Here is an 18,217-nt window from a genome sequence, read left to right as displayed (position 1 = left end):
CGGACCTCGCCGGCAGAATGAAAACAGGGGTCCCCCGGGCGGGGACCCCTGCGCGGCGTTCGGGCCGGCCCGCCGGGCGTTTCTGCTCAGTCGGGCGCGTGCGACGCCGCCGCGGCGTCCGCCTGCCGGGCTCCGATGGCGCGCCGCCACCACAGGTCGCCCTCCGGACGGCCCTTGTGCAGGACGGACAGGCTGACCATCGCGTCCGGGTGGCCCGCCTCGGCGGCACGGGTGAACCAGGTCTCCGGCTGGTCCGACGACGGCTCGACCCGGCGGCCCGGCCGGTGGGCGGCGGCGCGCGTGGCGGCGCTGCCCCAGCGGGTCAGCAGCATGCCCAGCTCGTACATCGCCTGGGTGTTGCCCGCGCCCGCGGCACGGCGGAAGCAGCGCTCGGCCCCGTCCACGTCGTCCCGCCGCCGGGCCAGCAGGCCGAGCACGACCAGCCCCCAGGTCGCCGCGTCGCGTTCCCGCCGCTCCAGCGCGCGGGAGTCCAGCGGTGGCAGGGCGGACCACAGGCCGTGGTCCACCTCGACGCCGGCCGAGGTCGCCGCCCGCTCCCACCGGTCCTCGGCCTCGCCGACCTCGCCCCGGTGCAGCAGCACCAGCGCGAGGTCGGACATCGCGGACCGGCGACCGGCCCCGGCCGCCTCCCGGTACCACTGCTCGGCCTCACCCACCCGGCCCCCGGCCACCAGCACGGCGGCGAGGTGCTCCATCGCGTCGACGTGACCGGCCGAGGCGGCACGCCGGTGCCAGTCCTCCGCCTCCTCGACGTCACCCCGCTCGGCGAGCAGCGACCCCAGCTCCACCATGAAGAACGGCTCACCGGTCGTCTCCACGGCCCGCCGCGACCAGCGCTCCGCCTCGGCGAGCTCTCCCCTGGCCCGCAGCCGGGTGCCGAGCACCGCGAGGGCACGCGGGTTGCCCGCCTCGGCGGCACGGCGGTACCAGTCGTCGTCCGTCGGCGGCCCCGCGTCGGCCAGCGCCATCATGGCTTCCTGGTCACCGCGGTCGGCGGCTTCCCGGTACCAGCGCTCGGCCTCCGCCGACCGGCCGTCCCGCCGCGCCAGACGGGCCAGGCCGTGCATCGCGACCGTGTCCCCCGCGGCCGCCGCACGGCCGTACCAGCGCAGCGCCTCGGCGAACCCGCCGCGTTCCTCGCAGAGCAGCGCCAGCAGGTTCATCCCGTCGACGTCACCGCGGTCGGCGGCGGCGCGGTACCACACCTCCGCCTCGGCGACGTTGCCGCTGCGCGCCGCGGCGACCCCTAATCCCACTACGGCCGCCGTGTCACCGGTGCCCGTCTTCTCGCCCACGTGCGCCCCCCTGATGTCGTCCCCCCGATGCTCCCGCACCGCGGACCGACCTCTCAAGGCCGCGTGGCGTCCGCCAGCCAGGCCGTGCTGCGCAGCAGAACGCCGTCCTCACCCTGGAACGGCCGGAAGGCGTCGGTGAGAGCGGCACGGGCGCTCGGCACGTCGGCCTCCCGCACCGCGCCCCGGAACGCGCCCCACAGCAGGACGAAGTCGGCGGCAGCGGCGGCGTCCGGGGCGATCGGGACCAGTTCCGACACCGACCGCACGCCCACGTCGCCGAACCCGGCCCCCGTGAGCACGTCGGCGATGAGGTCGGGTGCGGCCAGCGAGTGCACGGTCGGCCCGACGAGCCCACGAACTACGCCAGCATGGGAGTACGGCGTACGCACACTTGAGCGTACGCCGTACCCGTATGGAAGCGGTCAGCTCGTCGGGAAGTCGTCCGGGGTCCGCATCCGGTCGCGGATCCAGGCGCCGGCGGGCTTGAGCACGCCCGTGCCGGCGAACGAGGAACCCGCGCAGGTGCCCTCCTTGAACACCGCGCCCGAGCGGAAGTCGTCGGAGAAGTTCCAGTTCGTCCAGCCGATCTTGTTCGCGGCCAGGAAGTCCAGGTACTTCTGGCTGTAGGTGAAGTCGTTCGCGCCGTCACCGGTGTAGGTCTGGGTGCCGAACTCGGTCACGAAGATCGGCAGCCGCGCCGCCGCCCGCTGCAACGCGGCGAAGTACTCGTCCTGGTGCGACGCCGCGTAGAAGTGGAAGGTGTACATGAAGTTCGTGGCGTTGATCGGGTTGGCGATGATGTCCTGCTCGCTGCGCCCGTCGGAGATCCCGAGCGACCCCCAGCCGTGCGTGCCGACGAACACCACGCCGTCGGGGTCCTGCGCCCGGATCACCGGGATCATCTGCTCGGCGTAGGACTTGATCCCCGCCCACGACACGTTGTTCGGCTCGTTCGCGATGTCGTAGATGATGTTGGTCTTGTCGCGGTGCCGCTGCGCGACCTCGGTGAAGAACGTGCGCGCCAGCGAGATGTTCGCGTTCGGGTCGCCCGGGTCGAGCTGGTGCCAGTCGACCAGCGCGTAGAGGCCGCGCCGGGTGGCCTCCTCGATGTAGCCGTGCACCAGGTCGGTGAACTTGCGCGGGTTCGTCTCGTACCCGCCCTCCTGCACGTACAGCGAGATGCGCAGCACGTCCGCGCCCCAGTCGTTCGCCAGCGCGTCCAACGACGCGGGCTTGACGCACTGCGCGTACCACTGGATGCCGTGGGTGCTCATGCCGCGCAACTGGATCGGCTTGCCGTACTGGTTGCACAGCTTCACGCCGCACACCCGCAACTGCCCGTTGACGTCCGCGGGCCGGCCGGCGCCGGCCGTGCCGGTGTCCACGGTGAGCCGGTCGAGGTTCGGGCCACCGGTGGCCGTGGTAGCGGTGGCGCGCACGCGATTCGCGCCGGCGGCCAGCGACACGGTCGCGGCGGCGGTGCTCCACGTGGACCACGCGCCGGTGGAGGGGAACGCGACGCTCACGCCGGCCGAGCCGCCGACCGTGACGCTCACCGGCCGGTTGGCCGTGGTGCCGTTGGCGTAGCGGAAGGACAGGGTCGCCGGACCGGCGGTCGCGGCGGTCACGGTGAACTCGACGTACGCGCCGGCCACGTTGTCGTAGTTGACGAATCCGGCGCCGGTGTAGCCCGCGTGGTTGGACTCGACCAGGCCGTTGGAGATCGACGCGCTCTCCGCCTGGTGCTCGGTCACGGCCGCCGCGACGACGTCCGCCGACGCGGTCGGCACGGACAGGACGGCCGCGACGAGCGGCGCCAGCAGGGGTAGTACGGGCCATCGGGGTGCCACGGGGTGCCTCCCACGGTTCAGGGATGAGGTGGAACACGGTGGCGGCGGTTCAGTTAGGAAAGTTTCCTATCTGTTGCGTGGGATCACAGCACCCCGGGACAGCCGCTGTCAACGGTTCAGGCGACCGGGACGGGGACGGGACGGGCCCGCAGGTGGGTGCTCGCGCTCCACGCCGACACCAGGCCGGGCAGCAGCACGCGCCACGGCAGGCGGGCGAGCACGTCCCGCCGCACGGCAAGCACGATCCGGCCGGAGGCCCCGCCGTCGAACCACACCACGCGCAGCGGCACGCCACCCGGCACGTCCTCGACGGCGGCCAGCGGCACGAGGCTCGGCGGCAGCACCACCCGGTGGACGCACGAGTCGGCGGTGACGCCCTCGGCGCGCAGCACCTCGTGCCGCACGAACAGCGACCGCACGGCGGCGACCAGCCGTCGCTCGCCCAGACCCGCGCGCACCTGGACGGTCATGGACTCGTACCCGGCGATCGCGACAGGCCGTGTGGACACGCAGCGCCTTCCCTCTGGTTAGGTCAGGCTAAGTTAGCACTAGTAGTCGTCCCCGCCGAAGAACGTTTCCTCCAGCCGGTCCGCCGTGCCCGCGAGCAGCGCCAGCGGCTCGGTGAACTCGTGGATGTCCAGGTCCACCAACGGCAGCGAGTGCCGCAGCACCACGTGGTCGCCCATGATCGCCGCGCCGCAGGCGATGGTCGAGTTGCCCACCTCGGTGAGGAACGCGTGCAGGTCGACGTTCGCCGCCAGGCCGATCGGCGAGGCGATCTGCACCCACTCGTGCAGCTTGTCGAGCACCTCGCGGACCAGGACGACCACCTGCGTCCGCTCGTCGTCCTCGTCGTACTGCTCGAAGTTGAACAGGATCCGGATCTCGTCCTCGTTCTCCGCGATCACGTCGTAGGTGTCGTGCACGTACGCGGCGAGGTCGCCCCAAGTGGCCATGCGATCACCCTACGGGCGCGACCACCGCCCACACCGCATCACCGACCTGATCGGACGCCACGACCAGGTCCAGCGACCCCATCAGGTAGCGCCGGGCGCACTCGTGCGCGGGCCCCATCACCACGGGGTCCAAGGACCACAACGGGATCTCGCGCAGCTCCCCCGCCGCCATCCGGGCCGTGAACCAGCGGGCGACCGGCTCGAACACCTCGGCCTTCACCGCGGGGTCGGCGGTGGACGGCGCGGCGTAGAGGAACCGCGCCCGGCCGGGGTGCTCGGCCACCCAGAGGAGGTACCGCGCCACCAGCGCCCGCACGGCCCGCTCGGCGTCGCCGGCGTCCAGCGCGGGCAGCATCGCCGCCACGCAGTGCGCGAAGCTCTCGCCGTACAGCACCGCGAACACCCCGGCCCGGCTGCCGAAGTGGTGGTACACGCTGCCGTTGGAGACGCCGGAACGGGCGGTCAGCGCGCTGATCGTGACCGCGTCCAACCCGCCCTCGTCGACCAGCGCGAGGGCGGCGTCCAGCACGGCCCGCCGGCCCGTCGTTCCCACGGGGTTAGAGTACCGCTCTAGAGCGCCGCTCCCCCAGGAGGTCACCGTGGCCCGTTCCATCCCCGATCTGCTGCGCGAACGCGTGCGGGAGACCCCGGACGCCGAGGCCCTGCGCCACCGCACCGGCGACACCTGGACGTCGCTGACCTGGGCCGAGGTCGGCGAGCGCGTGCGCAGGCGGGCGCTGGGGTTCCGCGGGCTCGGCGTGCGGGACGAGGCCAGGGTCGCGATCATGGCCACCACCAGCGTCGACTGGATCCTGACCGACCTGGCCGTGCTCGCCGCGGGCGGCGTCACCACGACGATCTACCCGAGCAGCACGCCGGACGTCGTCGCGCACATCGTCCGCGACTCCGGGAGCGTGCTGGTGGTCGCCGACCCCGAGCTGGCGGACAAGGTGGACGCGGAGGTCGTCACGACCGACTGGGAGCCCGACCGCGTCGAGGGCGACTACGACGCGATGGTGGACGAGCTGACGCCCGAGCGGCTGGCCACGCTGATCTACACGTCCGGCACCACCGGCACGCCCAAGGGCGTCGAGCTGACCCACGACAACTGGCTCTACACCGCCGAGGCGATCCGCGAGCTGGGCGTGCTGACGCCGCAGGACCTGCACTTCCTGTGGCTGCCGATGTCCCACGCGTTCGGCAAGGTGCTCCAGGTGGGCATGCTGGCGACCGGCGCGCCCACCGCCGTGGACGGCGACGTGGACCGGATCGCGGCCAACCTGCTGGAACTGCGCCCGACCGTGGTGGCCGGCGCGCCGCGGATCTTCGAGAAGATCCACCAGCGGGTCGTGGCGTCGATGCGCGAGGCCGGCGGCGTGAAGGCCAAGCTGTTCGACTGGGCGTCGGCGGTGGCCGAGCACCCGGAGTGGAAGGTGCGGCGCCGGATCGCCGACAAGCTCGTGTTCAGCAAGCTGCGGGCACGGGTCGGCGGACGGGTGAAGTACTTCGTGTCCGGTTCGGCGCCGCTGTCGCGCCCGGTCGGCGAGTTCTTCGACCGGGCCGGGATCACGATCCTGGAGGGCTACGGGCTGACCGAGTCGTCGGCCGCGTCGTTCGTCAACCGGCCGGGTGCGAACGAGCTCGGCACGGTCGGTCAGCCGCTGGTGGGCACCGAGGTCCGGATCGCCGACGACGGCGAGGTGCTGATCGGCGGGCGCGGCGTCATGCGCGGCTACCACGGGCTGGCCGAGGAGACCGCGGCGACGTTGCAGGACGGTTGGCTGCACACCGGTGACATCGGCGAGCTGGACGAGGCGGGCCGGCTGCGGATCACCGACCGGAAGAAGGAGCTGATCAAGACCTCCGGCGGCAAGTACGTCGCGCCGCAGGCGGTGGAGGGGCTGGTCAAGGCGGGCAGCCCGTACATCGGCAACGTGCTGGTGCACGGCGACGGGCGCAACTACTGCGTCGCGCTGGTCACCGTCGACGCCGACCTCGCGCCCGCCGACCTGGACGCGGACGCCGAGGTCGGGCGGGCCGTGGAGGCGGCGAACCGGAAGCTGGCCCGGCACGAGACGATCAAGAAGTTCGCCGTGCTGCCGAAGGACTTCTCGGTGGACGACGGCACGCTCACCGCCAGCCTGAAGATGCGGCGAAAGGAGATCGAGAGCCGCTACAAGGACGTGCTGGACGGCTTGTACGCCTGAGGCGCCGCGGCGGGCCGCCGGGTCGCCACGACCGCCCACACGCCCGCCACCAGCACGGCGACCACCTCGGTCAGCACCAGCACCCGCTCGACGTACCCGAGCGGGATGACCCGCCACCAGGACGTGCCGACGACCGCGTTCACGCCGATCGCGTACAGGATCGGCGTGAACGCCAGGGCCGACAGCACGCCGAACCGGAACGTCCACCGGGCGTGCGCCCCCCACACCGGGTCGCGCCGCCAGGGCCGGGCCAGCAGCAGCGCCGCGACCGGCAGCGCGACGAACGCGAGCAGGCTGCCGAAGCGGTGGATGCTGCCGCTCGCGCTCGGGCCGATCGCCCAGTCGTTCTTCGGGAAGATCACCACCAGCGTCAGGCCGACCGACCACGCGGCGAACGCCACCGAGCCCACCGAGTTCCACCTCGCCACGCCCCGGGCGACCAGCACGGCCAGGATCGCGACCGACCCGGCCACCAGCAGCAGCACCGCCGTGTCGAACACCCAGCGGTGCGGGCCGAGGGCGTACTCGCTGATCGTGCGGCGCAGGTGTCTCGTGGACTCCCCGAGCCGGTAGAGGTCCAGCCCGCCGACGAGGGCGACGGTGAGCACGACGGCGACAGCGCCCGCGAGGGCGACGTAGCGGGCCGGGGAACGGGTCGGGGCGAGTTCGGCGGTCAGCACAACGGACAGAACGGACGGCGACGGGCGCGTTGTTCCGGTGTCCGGCGGATCGACAGCTCGCCGACAGCCTCGCGTCGGCCGGATCAGCTGGAGCGGCGGACCACCAGCGTCGGGGCGAACACGACCGAGCTGACCGGGCGGTCCGGGCGCTGCACCCGTTCCACGAGCAGGCGGGCCATCTCGGCGGCCATGTCCTCGACCGGCTGGCGCACCGTGGTCAGCGGCGGGTCGCACTCGACGGCCGGGCTGCTGTCGTCGAAGCCGACCACCTTGACGTCCTCGGGCACCCGCCGCCCGTCGTGGCGCAGCACCGGCAGCGCACCGGTCGCCATCAGGTCCGAGGCGACGAACAGGCCGTCGAGCTCCACGTCCCGCAGCCGCCGTGCCGCCTCCGCGCCACCCTCGCGGGAGAAGTCGCCCTCCACCACCACCGGCTCGGGCAGGCCGTGCCGGGCCACCGCCTCGCAGAAGCCGCGCAGCCGGTCCTGGCCCGCCGGGGTCTCCAGCGGGCCGGTGATGGTGGCCAGCCGGCGGCAGCCCGACGAGACGAGGTGGTCGGCGGCCAGGGCCGCGCCCGCCGCCTGGTCCACGTCGACGTAGGTGATCGACATCGGCCGGACCGGGCGGGCGGCCAGCACGACCGGCAGGTCGGCCTCGATCAACTGGCGGGGCAGGGGGTCCGCGCCGTGGGTGTGGATGAGGATCACGCCGTCGAGCCGGTGCTGCCGGATGTCGTCCACCACCTCGCGGTGGTCACCCGTGGTCAGCACCAGTTGCACGCCCAGCGGCCGGATCACCGGCAGCACGCCGCTGACCACCCGGCCGAAGTACGGGTCGTGCACGGTCCGGCCCTCCTCGGGCAGGACGAGGCCGATCGCGCCCGCCCGGCGGGTGACGAGCGAACGCGCCGCGCGGTTGGGCGTGTAGCCGGTCGTGGAGATCGCCTTCTCCACGACCTGGCGCAGCTCACGGTCCACCGTGGCGACCCCGTTGACGACCCGGGACACCGTGGCCCGGGAGACCCCCGCGATCCGCGCGACCTCTTCCAACGTGACTGGTCTGCGGTCCACGTCAGCCTTTATACCGGGGGTGCGGCCACGCCGAGGCGTGACCGCACCCACCCGTCACTGGTAGACGCGGACGTAGTCGACCAGCATGCGCTGCGGGAAGACCGTGGTGGCGTCCGGCGGACCGGGCCAGTCACCGCCCACCGCGTTGTTGAGCAGGATGAAGAACGGCTTGTCGAACACCCACGGGCCGCGGGTCGCCTCCACCGTCGCCTTGTCGATGGTGAGGACGGTCACGTCGTCGATGCTGAACACCATGCCCTTGCTGTTCCAGTCGACCCGGAAGACGTGGAACGCGTTGGCGTAGTCCTGGCCGATGTCGTGCACCTTGCCGATGCCGCCCCCGCCGAAGTAGGCCGGGCCGTGGATCGTCTGGTACGCGGTGTTCGGCTCGCGGCCCAGGTGCTCCATGATGTCGATCTCACCGCTGGCGGGCCACGGCGTGCCCTTGAAGATGTCCGTGCCGAGCATCCAGAACGCGGGCCACAGGCCCTTGGTCCCCGACACCCGGACGCGGGCCTCGAACCGGCCGTACGTCCACGACGCCTTGCCCTCGGTGATGATCCGGGCCGACGTGTACTGGCACGTGCCGCTGCCGCTGACAGGGTCGACCGGGCACGCCGAGCCGGGCGTGACCTCCCGCCTGGCCTCCAGCACCATGTTGCCCGCGCCGTCGGTGGCCGCGTTGCGGTTGTCGGTGTAGTACTGCAGCTCCGCGTTCTGCCCGGTGCCGGTCTCCGGTCGCCACTTGGCGGCGTCCGGCCGCGTGCCCGCGGGCGCGTTGAACTCGTCGCTCCACACCAGCCGCAGCGGGGTGCCCGGGTCGGGCGCCTGCAGCGGTGGCGGCGTGGGGCTGCCGCCGGTGCCGTAGACCTGGAACTCCCACAGCGAGTAGCCGTACTGGCCGCTGCGCTTGGTCAGGTTCACCCGCACGTACCGGCCCGTGCCGCTCACCGCGAACGTCTGCTTGAACCCGGTGCCGTTGGTGACCGCGTGGATCGTGGTCCAGCTCGACGCGTTCGCCGAGGTCTGGATCTCGAACCCGGTGGCGAACGCCGGGTCCCACTGCAGCACGACCTTGCTGACCTGCGCGGTCGCGCCCAGGTCGACGTAGATCCAGCCCGGGTCGACCCAGCCGGTGGTGGCGCTGGTGGCCCAGCGGGTGGCCGGGTTGAAGTCCAGCGCCTTGGCGGGCGTGCACTGCGGGCACGCGCCGTCGTCCTGGAACGACGAGGCGAACGCCGGCTTGTTGTAGGACAGCAGGGCCTCGCCGCCGCCACCGGAGTTCGTGCCCGTGCGGACGGCGAACTCCCACAGGGACACGCCGTACTGGGTGGCGCGGGCGGTGGTGTAGACCCGCACGTAGCGGCCCGTGCCGCTGAAGGTGACGTTCTGCGTGCCGCCGGTGCCGGTCGTGGTCTGGTGCACGGTGGTCCAGGCGTTGCCGTCGGCCGACGTCTGGATCTGGAACGCGGTCGCGTACGCGGCCTCCCACTGCAGCGTCGCGCCGCACACCTCGCGGCTCGCGCCCAGGTCGACCCGCAGCCACTGCGGGTCGCTGAACGCGCTGGACCAGCGGGTGCCGGCGTTGCCGTCCACCGCCGAGGCGGCCGTGAACGGGCTGCCGGTCTCGACCGACGACGCGGTGACGGGCGCGTTCAGCGCCGCGTTGGCCGTGCCGCACTCCGCGGCCCGGACCGCGGTGACCGGCACGACGAGCGCGGTGAGCAGGGCGAACGCCGCGCCCAAGCGGATCGGGGTCCTCATGGGCGGCCGTCCGCGCCGCACTTGATGATCGGGTTGATGCAGTCGCGCACCCGGCGGGCGAGTTCCGCTTCCGGCCACGCGTTGAAGAAGTCGCCGTGCATGGTGAAGCCCGGCCCGGAGGCGAGCCTGAACCGCGCCGGGTCGCCGTTCACGGGGTAGCGCAGCACCTGGCGCAGCTTCGGCACCGGCACCGGGTGGGTCGACGGGCAGTCCGCGTTCACCGGGTAGGCCATGTGGCTCTTGTGGTCCGGCGAGTCGAGGTCGCGGCCGTTCCAGCACTGCGGGAAGTCCAGGTAGGACTCCAGCATGGTGCCCGCCGGGCAGTTCACGAAGTCCTTGGACGCGCCCACGTGGCCGGCGTGCAGGCAGGACCAGCGGGAGATCGTGCTCGCGTCGGGCTGGGTGGCCTTGGCGTTGCCCGCCACGATCCGCAGGCCCAGCGGGAACGGCTGGATGCGCGCGATCACGTCGTCGCGCACGCCTTCGCCCAGGTAGTAGAACGTGGTGCCGGTCGGTTCCACGGGCTGGTTGTCCGCGTAGAGGGTCGGCACCCAGTAGGACGACAGGTCGACGCCCGGGTTGCAGTTGCTGGTGCCGGCCAGCAGGGACTGCGTGGTCGAGTGGGCGTTGGTCGTGCGGTTGCCGAAGAAGCTGTGCATGTGCGACGCGCCGGGCAGGTTGGGCGCCACGATCGGGTCGTCCGGCAGCCGGTGGCTGTACGGGCACTCGGCGAGGAACTCGGCGACCCGCACGATCGGGCCGCTGGTGTTGGGGACGCCGAACACCTGGAACTCCCACAGCGACACGCCGTACTGGGTGGCGCGGGCGGTGGTGTAGACCCGGACGAACCGGGTGGTGGCCGAGACGGTCAGGTTCTGCACGCCGACGTTGCCGGACGCGGTGGCGATGGTGGTCCAGGCGTTGCCGTCGGCCGAGGTCTGGAGCTGGAACGAGCGCGCGTAGGCGTTCTCCCAGTTCAGGGTGACCTGGCTGATGGCGGTGGACGTGCCGAGGTCGACCCGCAGCCACTGGGGGTCGGCCGCGGCGCTGGACCAGCGGGTGCCGGCGTTGCCGTCGACGGCGGCGGACGCGGGCGTGCCGCCGTTCTCGGTGGAGGACGCGGTGACGGGCCTGCCCTGGGACAGCAGTTCCGGGGCGGCCGAGGCGGGAGCGGTGACGAAGGTCAGTGCGGACGCGGTCAGCACCGCGACGGTGGTGGCGGTGACCAGACGACGCCATCGGCGAATGGTGGGGATCACGACTCCCCTTTCGGAGGGCGATGCAGGGAGGGTTCAGAGAGCGCTCTCACAGCGGAACGTAAGACGGCCACCTGTATCAGTCAAGGAAAGCCGGGAGTTCCGGTCATCCCGGAACGCGGACCAAGAGAGCGCTCTCTGACCTGAGCGTTGAACTCAGCCGTTCCGAACGCAGGACACACGCGTTCCGAACGTAGGACTCACGCGTGTGTCCTGCGTTCGGAACGGGTGAGTCCTGCGCTCGGAGTGGGGCGGGAGGTCAGGAGAGGCGGGCGGCGGGTGGGAGGGAGGCCGGGGAGGCGACCGGCCAGGACAGGGGGTCGGGGCCCAGGGCCCACAGCTCGGCCACCTGGAGGGCGCACCACGGGGACACCGGGCGGGCGCCGGCCAGGACGGCGGGGGCGAACTCGGCCCAGGGGGCCCACTCGAACGAGTCCACCTCGTCCGGGTTCGGCTCCGGGTCGGTGGCGACCACGCCCCGGAACACGGGGCACATCTCGTTCTCCGTGACGCCGTTCTCCATCACCGCCCGGTAGCGGAACGCGGGCAGCACCAGCTCCAGCGGCACGTCGGCCAGGCCCAGCTCGTCGGCCAGCCGCCGCGTCACGGCCGACACCATCGGCTCGTCGGGCGCGGGGTGGCCGCAGCACGAGTTGGTCCACACCCCCGGCCACGTCTTCTTGTGCAGGGCGCGCCGGGTCAGCAGCAGCCTGCCCGCCTCGTCGAACAGGTACGACGAGAACGCCAGGTGCAGCGGGGTGGACGCGTGGTGCACGGAGGTCTTGTCGGCCACGCCGACCCCCGCACCGGACTCGTCCAGGAGCACGACTTGTTCCACGCCACCCACCCTGCCACACCGGCGATCACCGCGCGTCGGCGAGCACCTCGGGGTTGCGCACCAGCTTGCCGCTCGGCGTGCGCGGCAGGGCCCGCAGCACGTGCACCCGCTGCGGCCGCTTGAACTCGGCCAGCCGCTCCGCGCACCACGCGGCCACCTCGTCCGGCGTGAGCGCGTCCGACGCGGTCGCCACGTACGCCTCGATCACCTCGTCGTGCACCGCGATCGCCTCGGTCACCAGCGGGTGGGCCCGCAGCGCCGCCTCCACCTGGGTCAGGTCGACGTTGCTGCCGCGCACCACGACCAGCGAGTCGGCCCGGCCCAGCAGCCGCAGGTTGCCGCGCGCGTCGAACTCGCCCCGGTCACCCGTCCGGAACCACCCGTCCAGGTAACGGGAGGGGTCGGTCTCGCCCAAGTACGGCGACTGGTCCAGCGCCACCTCGACCAGTCCGTCGCGCACCCTGATCGTGGTGTCGGACAGGGGCTTGCCCACCGACGGCCGGGTCGTGCCCGCCGCGTCCATGGTCAGCGCACCGGTCTCGGTGGTGCCGAAGCACTCGCCGACGGTGAAGCCGTAGGCGGCGGCGAACCGCTCGGCCACGTCCGGCCGCATCAGCTCGCCGCCCGCGAACGCCCCGCGCACCGTGCGCAACGAGGGCCGGTCGGCGGCGGCGGCCAGCAGCTCGAAGTGGAACGGCACGCCGGTGATGAAGTCGACCCGGTGCCGCGCCGCGGTGGCCAGGACGTCCTCGGCCGACAGCTTCCCGGCGAACACCAGGTGCACGCCCGCCGCCAGCGCGTGCAGCAGCCCGCCCATCAGGCCGAAGCTCTGCGCGGTGGAGTTGAGCACCAGCATCCGCTCGCCGCGCTGCGGCATGCCCTCGGCCGCGCCGAACCGCATCACCTCGCGGATGATCGACTCGGTGCTGCGGCCGACGACCTTGGGCCGCCCGGTGGAGCCGGACGTGAACTGGACCAGCCGGTGCCGGGTCTCCGCGGGCCGCCCGTCGGACCTGCGCTCGGTCACCAGCTCGTAGCGCTCGCGGAAGATGCCGACCGGCCGGCCGGAGGCGCGCACGAAGAACTGCGGGCGCGTCAGCTCGCGCAGCACGTCGACCTCGGCGGGGGTGAGCCGGTGGTCGATGGAGATCACCCGGGCGCCGAGGCTCCACAGCGCCGGCACCACCTCCAGCTGGGTGAAGCTCGGCGGCACGTGCAGCGCGACCGTGCTGCCCTCCCCCACGCCGGACGCGGCGAACAGGCTCGCCTCGGCGGCGACCGAGGCCCGCAGCGCGCCGTGGGTCACGGTGTGCTCGTGGCTGAACACCGGCACGTCGTCGCCGTGGCGGCGCAACAGGTCGGTGACGAACTCGCGCATCTCGGCTCAGGTCTCCTTGCAGAACTCGCCGATGGGGATGCCCACGTGCCGCTGCTCGGTCGCGATGTAGCCGAGCAGCTCGTCACCGCGTTGCAGCTCGGTGACGTTGCGGACCTTCCCGCCGGGGCCGAGCACCCGCACGTGCCAGTCGTCCTGCACGGTCAGGCACACCTCGACGCCCTCCGGCGAGTGCGCGGTGATGGTGAGGATCGGGCGCGACTCCAGCTTGGCCCGGCCGACGGTGAGCTTGCGGGTGCGGCCCTCGGAGTTGACGGCGAGCACCGTGCTGCCCGAGCGCAGCTCGGACAGGTAGTTGGTGCGGTTGTCCGGGCCGAGCACGTAGGAGTGCAGCGCGCCCGCGTTGACCCGGAACGGCCGGGTCGGCATGTAGGGCAGCGGGTGGGTCTCGCTGCAGCACAGGATGAAGCCGGAGGAGAAGGAGCCGACGAGGATGCCCTCGTCCTCCTGGAAGTGCGAGGCGGTGTCCACGCAGACGCGGTCGCCCAGGCCGTTGTGGGTGATGCCGTCGACCGTCAGCGTGGTCAGGTCCAGCGGCGGCGTGGTCGCCTCCAGCAGCCGGGCCAGCTTGAACACGTCGTTGGCGTCGCGCGGCGCCATCAGCACGCCGTCCGAGCCGTGCTCCAGCACGTCGAGCACGATCGCGGCCTCCTCGAGGTCGGCCACGACGGTGATCAGCTTGCCGGGCGCGCCGTCGGCGGCGGCGATCACGATCTCCAGCGGGATCTTCGTCGGATCGGTGAACGCGACCACGGTGTGCCCCAGCCGCACCGCCGCGGCGCACGCCAGCTTGAGCGTGCGGTCGTCGCGGACCTGCACGAACGCCGCGTCGGTGGTGAGCCGCTCCAGCGCGTCCTGGTCGTCCACGACCACGGTGACCAGGTGGGGGCTGTCGACCGCCGCGTCGGCGACGAGCACCCGGGTGATCGTGGGCGGCAGCGCGTCCAGCAGCGCCGGGTCGTCGGCGACCACGCCGGCCAGGCGGGCGTGCACGGCGGCGTCCACGACGGCCTCGCGGTGCGCTTCGGGGACGGTTCGGAGGTCGATCCAGGCGAACTTCAACGGTTCTCCAAGGGGTGAGAGCCCGATCGGCGTGCGGACGGGCCGCCGCTGGTCGGGTGACCGGCGGCGGCCGCGGGCGACGGGGTCATGACGAGGCCACGACGCCCGTCATCGCGCGGACCAGGTCCGCTCGGGTGTCGTCGTGGACGATCGAGGCCAGTTCCGCGACCAGCGACATGGGCGCGGGCGCGGTGAACACGCGGCGGCCGACGGCCAGGCCGGCGCAGCCGACGGCCATCGCGGTGCGGGCGTGGTCGACCACGCTGCCGCCGGTGGCCGGGCCGCCCGCGACCAGCACCGGGATGGGGCAGCTGGCGATCACCTCGGCCATCCGGCCCGCGGGCTGGGCGAGGTTGGTCTTGACGATGTCGGCGCCGAGGTCGACCGCGATGTTGACCACGTGCGCGAGCAGCGCGGGGTCGTTCGGGTCGGCGATGCGCGGCCCGCGCGGGTACACCATGGCGACCAGCGGCACGTTCCACTCGTCGCACGCCTTGGCGACCACGCCGAAGTCCGCGAGCTGGCGCTCCTCGGTGTCCGAACCGATGTTGACGTGCACGCTCACCGCGTCGGCGCCGAGCCGCAGCGCCTCGTCCACCTCGCCGACGATGACCTTGGCGTTGGTGTCGGCGGCGTGCGCGGTGCCCGCGCTGAGGTGCACGACGAGCGCGCAGCCCGCCAGCACGTCCGGGTCGATCGTGCGCACCCGTCCTTTGTGGACGATGATGGCGTCGGCGCCGCCCACCACGACCGAGTCGATGAGCTCGTGCCACCGGTCGCGCGGCACCACCGGACCGTCCGAGACGCTGTGGTCGAGCGGGACGAAGAGGTACCTGTCGTCGCGCGGACGGGAAAGGCGCCGCAGGCGCAGAGCTTTCGTCATGTCGCTCACACCTCCTCGGTGATCGGTGCCGGCCACCCAGCAGGGTGGTCGAACGGATGAGCGCGGCGGGAGGTGTGAGGTGGCGATAACTCGCCAGTTATGCACCTGTTGGAGCAACGGGCCGCGTCCCGCTCGACGCGGGGTCGCGCACCTCGCCACACGCACGGTCGGTGTCCGGTTCGTCTCGTTGCCCTAGGCTGCCGCAGTGAACATGGAGCTCAGGCACCTCCACGTCGTGCTGACCGTGGCGGAAGCGGGCAGCATCAGCCGGGCCGCCTCACTGCTGAAGATCGCGCAGGCCGGGTTGACCGCCCAGCTGCGCCGCATCGAACGGGGGTTCGGTGGTCCGCTGTTCCTGCGGCGCACCGACGGCGTCGAGCTGACCGAGCTGGGCCGCCACGTCGTGCTGCGGTCACGCGACCTGGTGGAGCGGTTCGACGACCTGCTGGTCACCGCGCGCAAGCTGGCGGCGGAGAGCGACGTCACGGGCATCCGGCTCGGCGGCGTGGCCGGTTCGCTGACGCCGTTGCTGGTCGCGGTGGTGCGCTCGCTGCTGCCGACGCACCCGCAGACCACGCACGTGGAGCGCTCCAGCGACGCCGTGCTCGACCTGGTTCGGGCCGGGAAGCTGGACCTCGCGCTGGTGACGGAGTACCCGCGCGGTCCGCTGCGGATTCCCGAAGAGGCCGACTGCCGGACCGTCGTGACCGAACCGATGTTGGTCGGGATCGGGGTCGGCCACCGGTTGTCGGCGCGCGCCGAGATTCGGCTGTCCGAACTGGCCGACGAGGAGTGGGCGGTCTCGGACGAGAGCTACGGCGGCGGGAAGCTGAACCTGCACCTGGCCTGCGAGGCGGCCGGCTTCACGCCGCGGTGCGCGCACTTCGGGGTGGACCCGGCGGCGGCGGCGGAGCTGGTGCGGTCGGCGCAAGCGGTGGCGTGCTTCTTCCCGACCGGGCAGGACTTGCCGGGCGTGCTGCTGAAACCGATCGTGGGCAACCCCGTGCACCGGCGGGTGACCGTGGTGTGGCGGCGGGACTGCCTGGCGGCGGAGTACGTCGACGAGATCCACGCCGCGCTGGTGCGGGCCTACCAGGAGCGGATCTGGGTTCACGGCCCGCGCACCGCGAAGCTGGCCGCCACCGGGCTGACCGCGGCGGCGAGCTGACGTCCCGACCGGACGGCGGGGGTGCCGCCCGGCACTGACCCGCGACCCGGTGTGCCCGCACGGTGCCCGAGCGCGGTGAAGCGGCGCCTAAACGCCCAGCGCTTCGCGGTACAGCTCGCGCAGCTGCGGCCCCGGCGGCACGCCGAGCTCGTCGGCCGGCGTGCGGCGGACGTCCTGGAAGACGAACAGCGCCTCGGTGCGCCTGCCGCACGCCGGCAGCGCGGTCATGAGCTGGTAGCGCAGGTTCTCCGAGAACGGGTGCTCGGCCACCAGCGGCGTCAGCGCCTCGACCGCCTGGGCGTGCCTGCCCAGCGCGAGGTCGGTGTCGACGGCCGCTTCGAGGGTGGCCAGGTGGTGCGCCTCCAGCGGCGCGCACAGCCAGGCGCAGCGGTTCGGACTCCGCGCCCGCCACCGGTGTGCCGCGCCACAGCGCCAGCGCGCGGGTGTAGAGGTCGCGGCGGCGTTCGAGGTCCGCGGTGACGGCGGCGCGCGCGGTCAGGTCGCGGAACCGCAGGGCGTCCACCTGGTCCGGTTCGGCCCGCAGCACGTAACCGGAGTCCTGGTGCGCGACCGGCACGCCCGCGGCGCGCAACGCGGAGACGTGCACCTGGAGCGACTTGCGGGCGCGCGGCGGCAGGTCCTCGCCCCACACCAGGTCGAGCAGCCGGTCCACCGGCACCCGCTTGCCGCAGTGCGCCGCCAGCACGGCCAGGACCTGGCTGGGCTTGCGCCGCAGCGCCCGCGGCCCGTCGCCGTCGCGCCGCACCTCGACCGGGCCCAGGATCCGGAACTCCACGCCCACCCCCAGTCGCGGTGAAAGTTCACCAACAATGACGCGACTGTGACGAATCCTCTTGTTCCGCGGTTCCACCGACCGGGTGGACGGGTCAGCGCCCGTCCTCGTCGCGGGCGCTGAAGCGCTCGGCCATCTCCACGTCCCACCAGGCGGCGAAGAACTGGAAGTCGGCCTCGCCGTCGTTGACGAGCTGGTGCTCCTCGTACGGGCGGAAGTGCACGATGTCACCCGCCGCGAACGGCGTCCGGCCCTCGCGCGTGACGATCTCCGCCTCGCCCGACACGGCCACCCAGACCTCGTGCTCCCGGTGGGCGTGCGTGCTCGACTCCGCACCCGGCTGCACCACGCACCACGAGCCGTCGAACGGCGCGTTCACCAGCGGCCACGGCATCAGCCTGCGGGCCACCAGCCCGCTGTCCCGGACCAGCTCGCCGGGGTCGAGCCGACGCACCTCCACGGCTACCGCCCCACCGCGGCGGCAGGCTCCACGTGTCCCACGATGTTCTCCCAGGCGCCGACCGGAAACCGACGTTGTCACCGGCGGGCGCCCGGACGTGACCGCCGGGGAACACCGCCACGGCACGCCGGCGCGGGTGATCCCTCCGCCACCGAACGGCCCACCGCCAGAACCTATAGACCGAGGTGCTCGGCGGCCACACGCTTCGGCACGCACATTCGCCACGCGTCCACGACGAGTTCGGTCAGCTCGTCCTCGTCCACCGCGGCCAGGGTGCACTCGACCCAGTTGTAGCGCAGGTCGGACGCCCCGGGCAGGTGGAACCGGTCCGGGGCGGCGGCCACCAGCGCGTCCCGCTCGTCCTTCGGGAACGCGAAACCCAGCGTCCGCTCGTCCCACGACAGCGCCAGGTACACGATCCGGCCGATCCGGAACTTCACCCGGTCCCGGACCACGGCCTCCTCGGTGCGCGGCAACGACCGCGCGATGCGCCGGACGTCCTCGACGGTCGCCATCGG

At 72.7% G+C, this 18,217-nt stretch carries 19 protein-coding genes; 2 read left to right on the top strand and 17 right to left on the bottom strand.

The window, feature by feature from the left end:
* Positions 1 to 86: 86 nt before the first annotated feature.
* From ACIQMJ_RS31160 to ACIQMJ_RS31135, 6 genes are all read right to left on the bottom strand, one after another.
* Entirely contained in the window at positions 87 to 1,316 is a 1,230-nt protein-coding gene (locus tag ACIQMJ_RS31160; RefSeq protein WP_499764573.1) for an SEL1-like repeat protein, read from the bottom strand.
* A 53-nt stretch (positions 1,317 to 1,369) separates the two neighbouring features.
* The gene (locus ACIQMJ_RS31155) at positions 1,370 to 1,651 is read right to left on the bottom strand and encodes a hypothetical protein (RefSeq protein ID WP_499764572.1); all 282 of its coding nucleotides are present in this window, start codon (positions 1,649 to 1,651) and stop codon (positions 1,370 to 1,372) included.
* Positions 1,652 to 1,738: 87 nt separating this feature from the next.
* The gene (locus ACIQMJ_RS31150; RefSeq protein WP_499764571.1) at positions 1,739 to 3,166 is read right to left on the bottom strand and encodes a cellulase family glycosylhydrolase; all 1,428 of its coding nucleotides are present in this window, start codon (positions 3,164 to 3,166) and stop codon (positions 1,739 to 1,741) included.
* A 116-nt stretch (positions 3,167 to 3,282) separates the two neighbouring features.
* Complete coding sequence (locus ACIQMJ_RS31145; RefSeq protein ID WP_499764570.1) at positions 3,283 to 3,675, bottom strand: hypothetical protein; 393 nt, start codon at positions 3,673 to 3,675, stop codon at positions 3,283 to 3,285.
* Between the two features lie 39 nt (positions 3,676 to 3,714).
* On the bottom strand, positions 3,715 to 4,122 hold the full coding sequence (locus ACIQMJ_RS31140) for a hypothetical protein (RefSeq protein ID WP_499764569.1): 408 nt from the start codon (positions 4,120 to 4,122) through the stop codon (positions 3,715 to 3,717).
* Positions 4,123 to 4,126: 4 nt separating this feature from the next.
* On the bottom strand, positions 4,127 to 4,675 hold the full coding sequence (locus ACIQMJ_RS31135) for a TetR/AcrR family transcriptional regulator (RefSeq protein WP_499764568.1): 549 nt from the start codon (positions 4,673 to 4,675) through the stop codon (positions 4,127 to 4,129).
* 46 nt (positions 4,676 to 4,721) lie between these two features.
* Between ACIQMJ_RS31135 and ACIQMJ_RS31130 the strand changes: the two genes are divergently transcribed.
* Complete coding sequence (locus ACIQMJ_RS31130) at positions 4,722 to 6,329, top strand: AMP-dependent synthetase/ligase (protein ID WP_499764567.1); 1,608 nt, start codon at positions 4,722 to 4,724, stop codon at positions 6,327 to 6,329.
* Here ACIQMJ_RS31130 and ACIQMJ_RS31125 read toward each other — a convergent pair.
* From ACIQMJ_RS31125 to ACIQMJ_RS31090, 8 genes are all read right to left on the bottom strand, one after another.
* Positions 6,296 to 7,009 carry a DUF998 domain-containing protein gene (locus tag ACIQMJ_RS31125; RefSeq protein WP_499764566.1) on the bottom strand — a complete coding sequence of 238 codons (714 nt, stop codon included), beginning with the start codon at positions 7,007 to 7,009 and terminating at the stop codon, positions 6,296 to 6,298. The two genes, ACIQMJ_RS31130 and ACIQMJ_RS31125, sit on opposite strands and share 34 nt — an antisense overlap.
* Before the next feature lie 83 nt (positions 7,010 to 7,092).
* Positions 7,093 to 8,079: a LacI family DNA-binding transcriptional regulator gene (locus tag ACIQMJ_RS31120; protein ID WP_499764565.1), complete on the bottom strand. Its 987-nt coding sequence runs from the start codon at positions 8,077 to 8,079 to the stop codon at positions 7,093 to 7,095.
* 54 nt (positions 8,080 to 8,133) lie between these two features.
* A complete protein-coding gene (locus ACIQMJ_RS31115) occupies positions 8,134 to 9,843 on the bottom strand; it encodes a discoidin domain-containing protein (RefSeq protein ID WP_499764564.1) in 1,710 nt (569 codons plus the stop codon).
* Entirely contained in the window at positions 9,840 to 11,102 is a 1,263-nt protein-coding gene (locus ACIQMJ_RS31110; protein ID WP_499764563.1) for a DUF1996 domain-containing protein, read from the bottom strand. The genes ACIQMJ_RS31115 and ACIQMJ_RS31110 overlap by 4 nt, the downstream gene beginning before the upstream one ends.
* 256 nt (positions 11,103 to 11,358) lie before the next feature.
* Positions 11,359 to 11,937 (bottom strand): isopentenyl-diphosphate Delta-isomerase, encoded by a 579-nt coding sequence (idi, locus tag ACIQMJ_RS31105; protein ID WP_499764562.1) that lies wholly within the window; start codon positions 11,935 to 11,937, stop codon positions 11,359 to 11,361.
* Between the two features lie 25 nt (positions 11,938 to 11,962).
* Complete coding sequence (locus ACIQMJ_RS31100) at positions 11,963 to 13,315, bottom strand: class I adenylate-forming enzyme family protein (protein WP_499764561.1); 1,353 nt, start codon at positions 13,313 to 13,315, stop codon at positions 11,963 to 11,965.
* A gap of 6 nt (positions 13,316 to 13,321) precedes the next feature.
* Positions 13,322 to 14,395 carry a 3-dehydroquinate synthase II family protein gene (locus ACIQMJ_RS31095; RefSeq protein ID WP_499764560.1) on the bottom strand — a complete coding sequence of 358 codons (1,074 nt, stop codon included), beginning with the start codon at positions 14,393 to 14,395 and terminating at the stop codon, positions 13,322 to 13,324.
* Positions 14,396 to 14,480: 85 nt separating this feature from the next.
* On the bottom strand, positions 14,481 to 15,278 hold the full coding sequence (locus ACIQMJ_RS31090; protein WP_499764559.1) for a 2-amino-3,7-dideoxy-D-threo-hept-6-ulosonate synthase: 798 nt from the start codon (positions 15,276 to 15,278) through the stop codon (positions 14,481 to 14,483).
* A 211-nt stretch (positions 15,279 to 15,489) separates the two neighbouring features.
* On the opposite strand from ACIQMJ_RS31090, the gene ACIQMJ_RS31085 reads away from it, so the two are divergent.
* Positions 15,490 to 16,446: a LysR family transcriptional regulator gene (locus ACIQMJ_RS31085; protein WP_499764637.1), complete on the top strand. Its 957-nt coding sequence runs from the start codon at positions 15,490 to 15,492 to the stop codon at positions 16,444 to 16,446.
* Positions 16,447 to 16,533: 87 nt separating this feature from the next.
* Here ACIQMJ_RS31085 and ACIQMJ_RS31080 read toward each other — a convergent pair whose 3' ends face one another.
* From ACIQMJ_RS31080 to ACIQMJ_RS31070, 3 genes are all read right to left on the bottom strand, one after another.
* A complete protein-coding gene (locus ACIQMJ_RS31080) occupies positions 16,534 to 16,797 on the bottom strand; it encodes an AfsR/SARP family transcriptional regulator (RefSeq protein WP_499764636.1) in 264 nt (87 codons plus the stop codon).
* 536 nt (positions 16,798 to 17,333) lie between these two features.
* Positions 17,334 to 17,699, bottom strand: coding sequence for a cupin domain-containing protein (locus ACIQMJ_RS31075; protein WP_499764558.1), 366 nt, complete (start codon positions 17,697 to 17,699; stop codon positions 17,334 to 17,336).
* Between the two features lie 173 nt (positions 17,700 to 17,872).
* The gene (locus ACIQMJ_RS31070) at positions 17,873 to 18,214 is read right to left on the bottom strand and encodes an MmcQ/YjbR family DNA-binding protein (RefSeq protein ID WP_499764557.1); all 342 of its coding nucleotides are present in this window, start codon (positions 18,212 to 18,214) and stop codon (positions 17,873 to 17,875) included.
* Between the last annotated feature and the right edge of the window lie 3 nt (positions 18,215 to 18,217).

The organism is Actinosynnema sp. NPDC091369 (assembly GCF_044757065.1).
Lineage (GTDB): Bacteria > Actinomycetota > Actinomycetes > Mycobacteriales > Pseudonocardiaceae > Actinosynnema.
This window is presented reverse-complemented; position numbering and strand designations above follow the sequence as displayed.

Excerpts from the sequence above, each read along its gene's own strand:
- ACIQMJ_RS31100 (WP_499764561.1), bottom strand. The coding sequence starts at position 13,315 with ATGCGCGAGTTCGTCACCGACCTGTTGCGCCGCCACGGCGACGACGTG.
- ACIQMJ_RS31115 (WP_499764564.1), bottom strand. The coding sequence starts at position 9,843 with ATGAGGACCCCGATCCGCTTGGGCGCGGCGTTCGCCCTGCTCACCGCG.
- ACIQMJ_RS31085 (WP_499764637.1), top strand. The coding sequence starts at position 15,490 with ATGGAGCTCAGGCACCTCCACGTCGTGCTGACCGTGGCGGAAGCGGGC.
- ACIQMJ_RS31090 (WP_499764559.1), bottom strand. The coding sequence starts at position 15,278 with ATGACGAAAGCTCTGCGCCTGCGGCGCCTTTCCCGTCCGCGCGACGAC.
- ACIQMJ_RS31140 (WP_499764569.1), bottom strand. The coding sequence starts at position 4,122 with ATGGCCACTTGGGGCGACCTCGCCGCGTACGTGCACGACACCTACGAC.
- ACIQMJ_RS31070 (WP_499764557.1), bottom strand. The coding sequence starts at position 18,214 with ATGGCGACCGTCGAGGACGTCCGGCGCATCGCGCGGTCGTTGCCGCGC.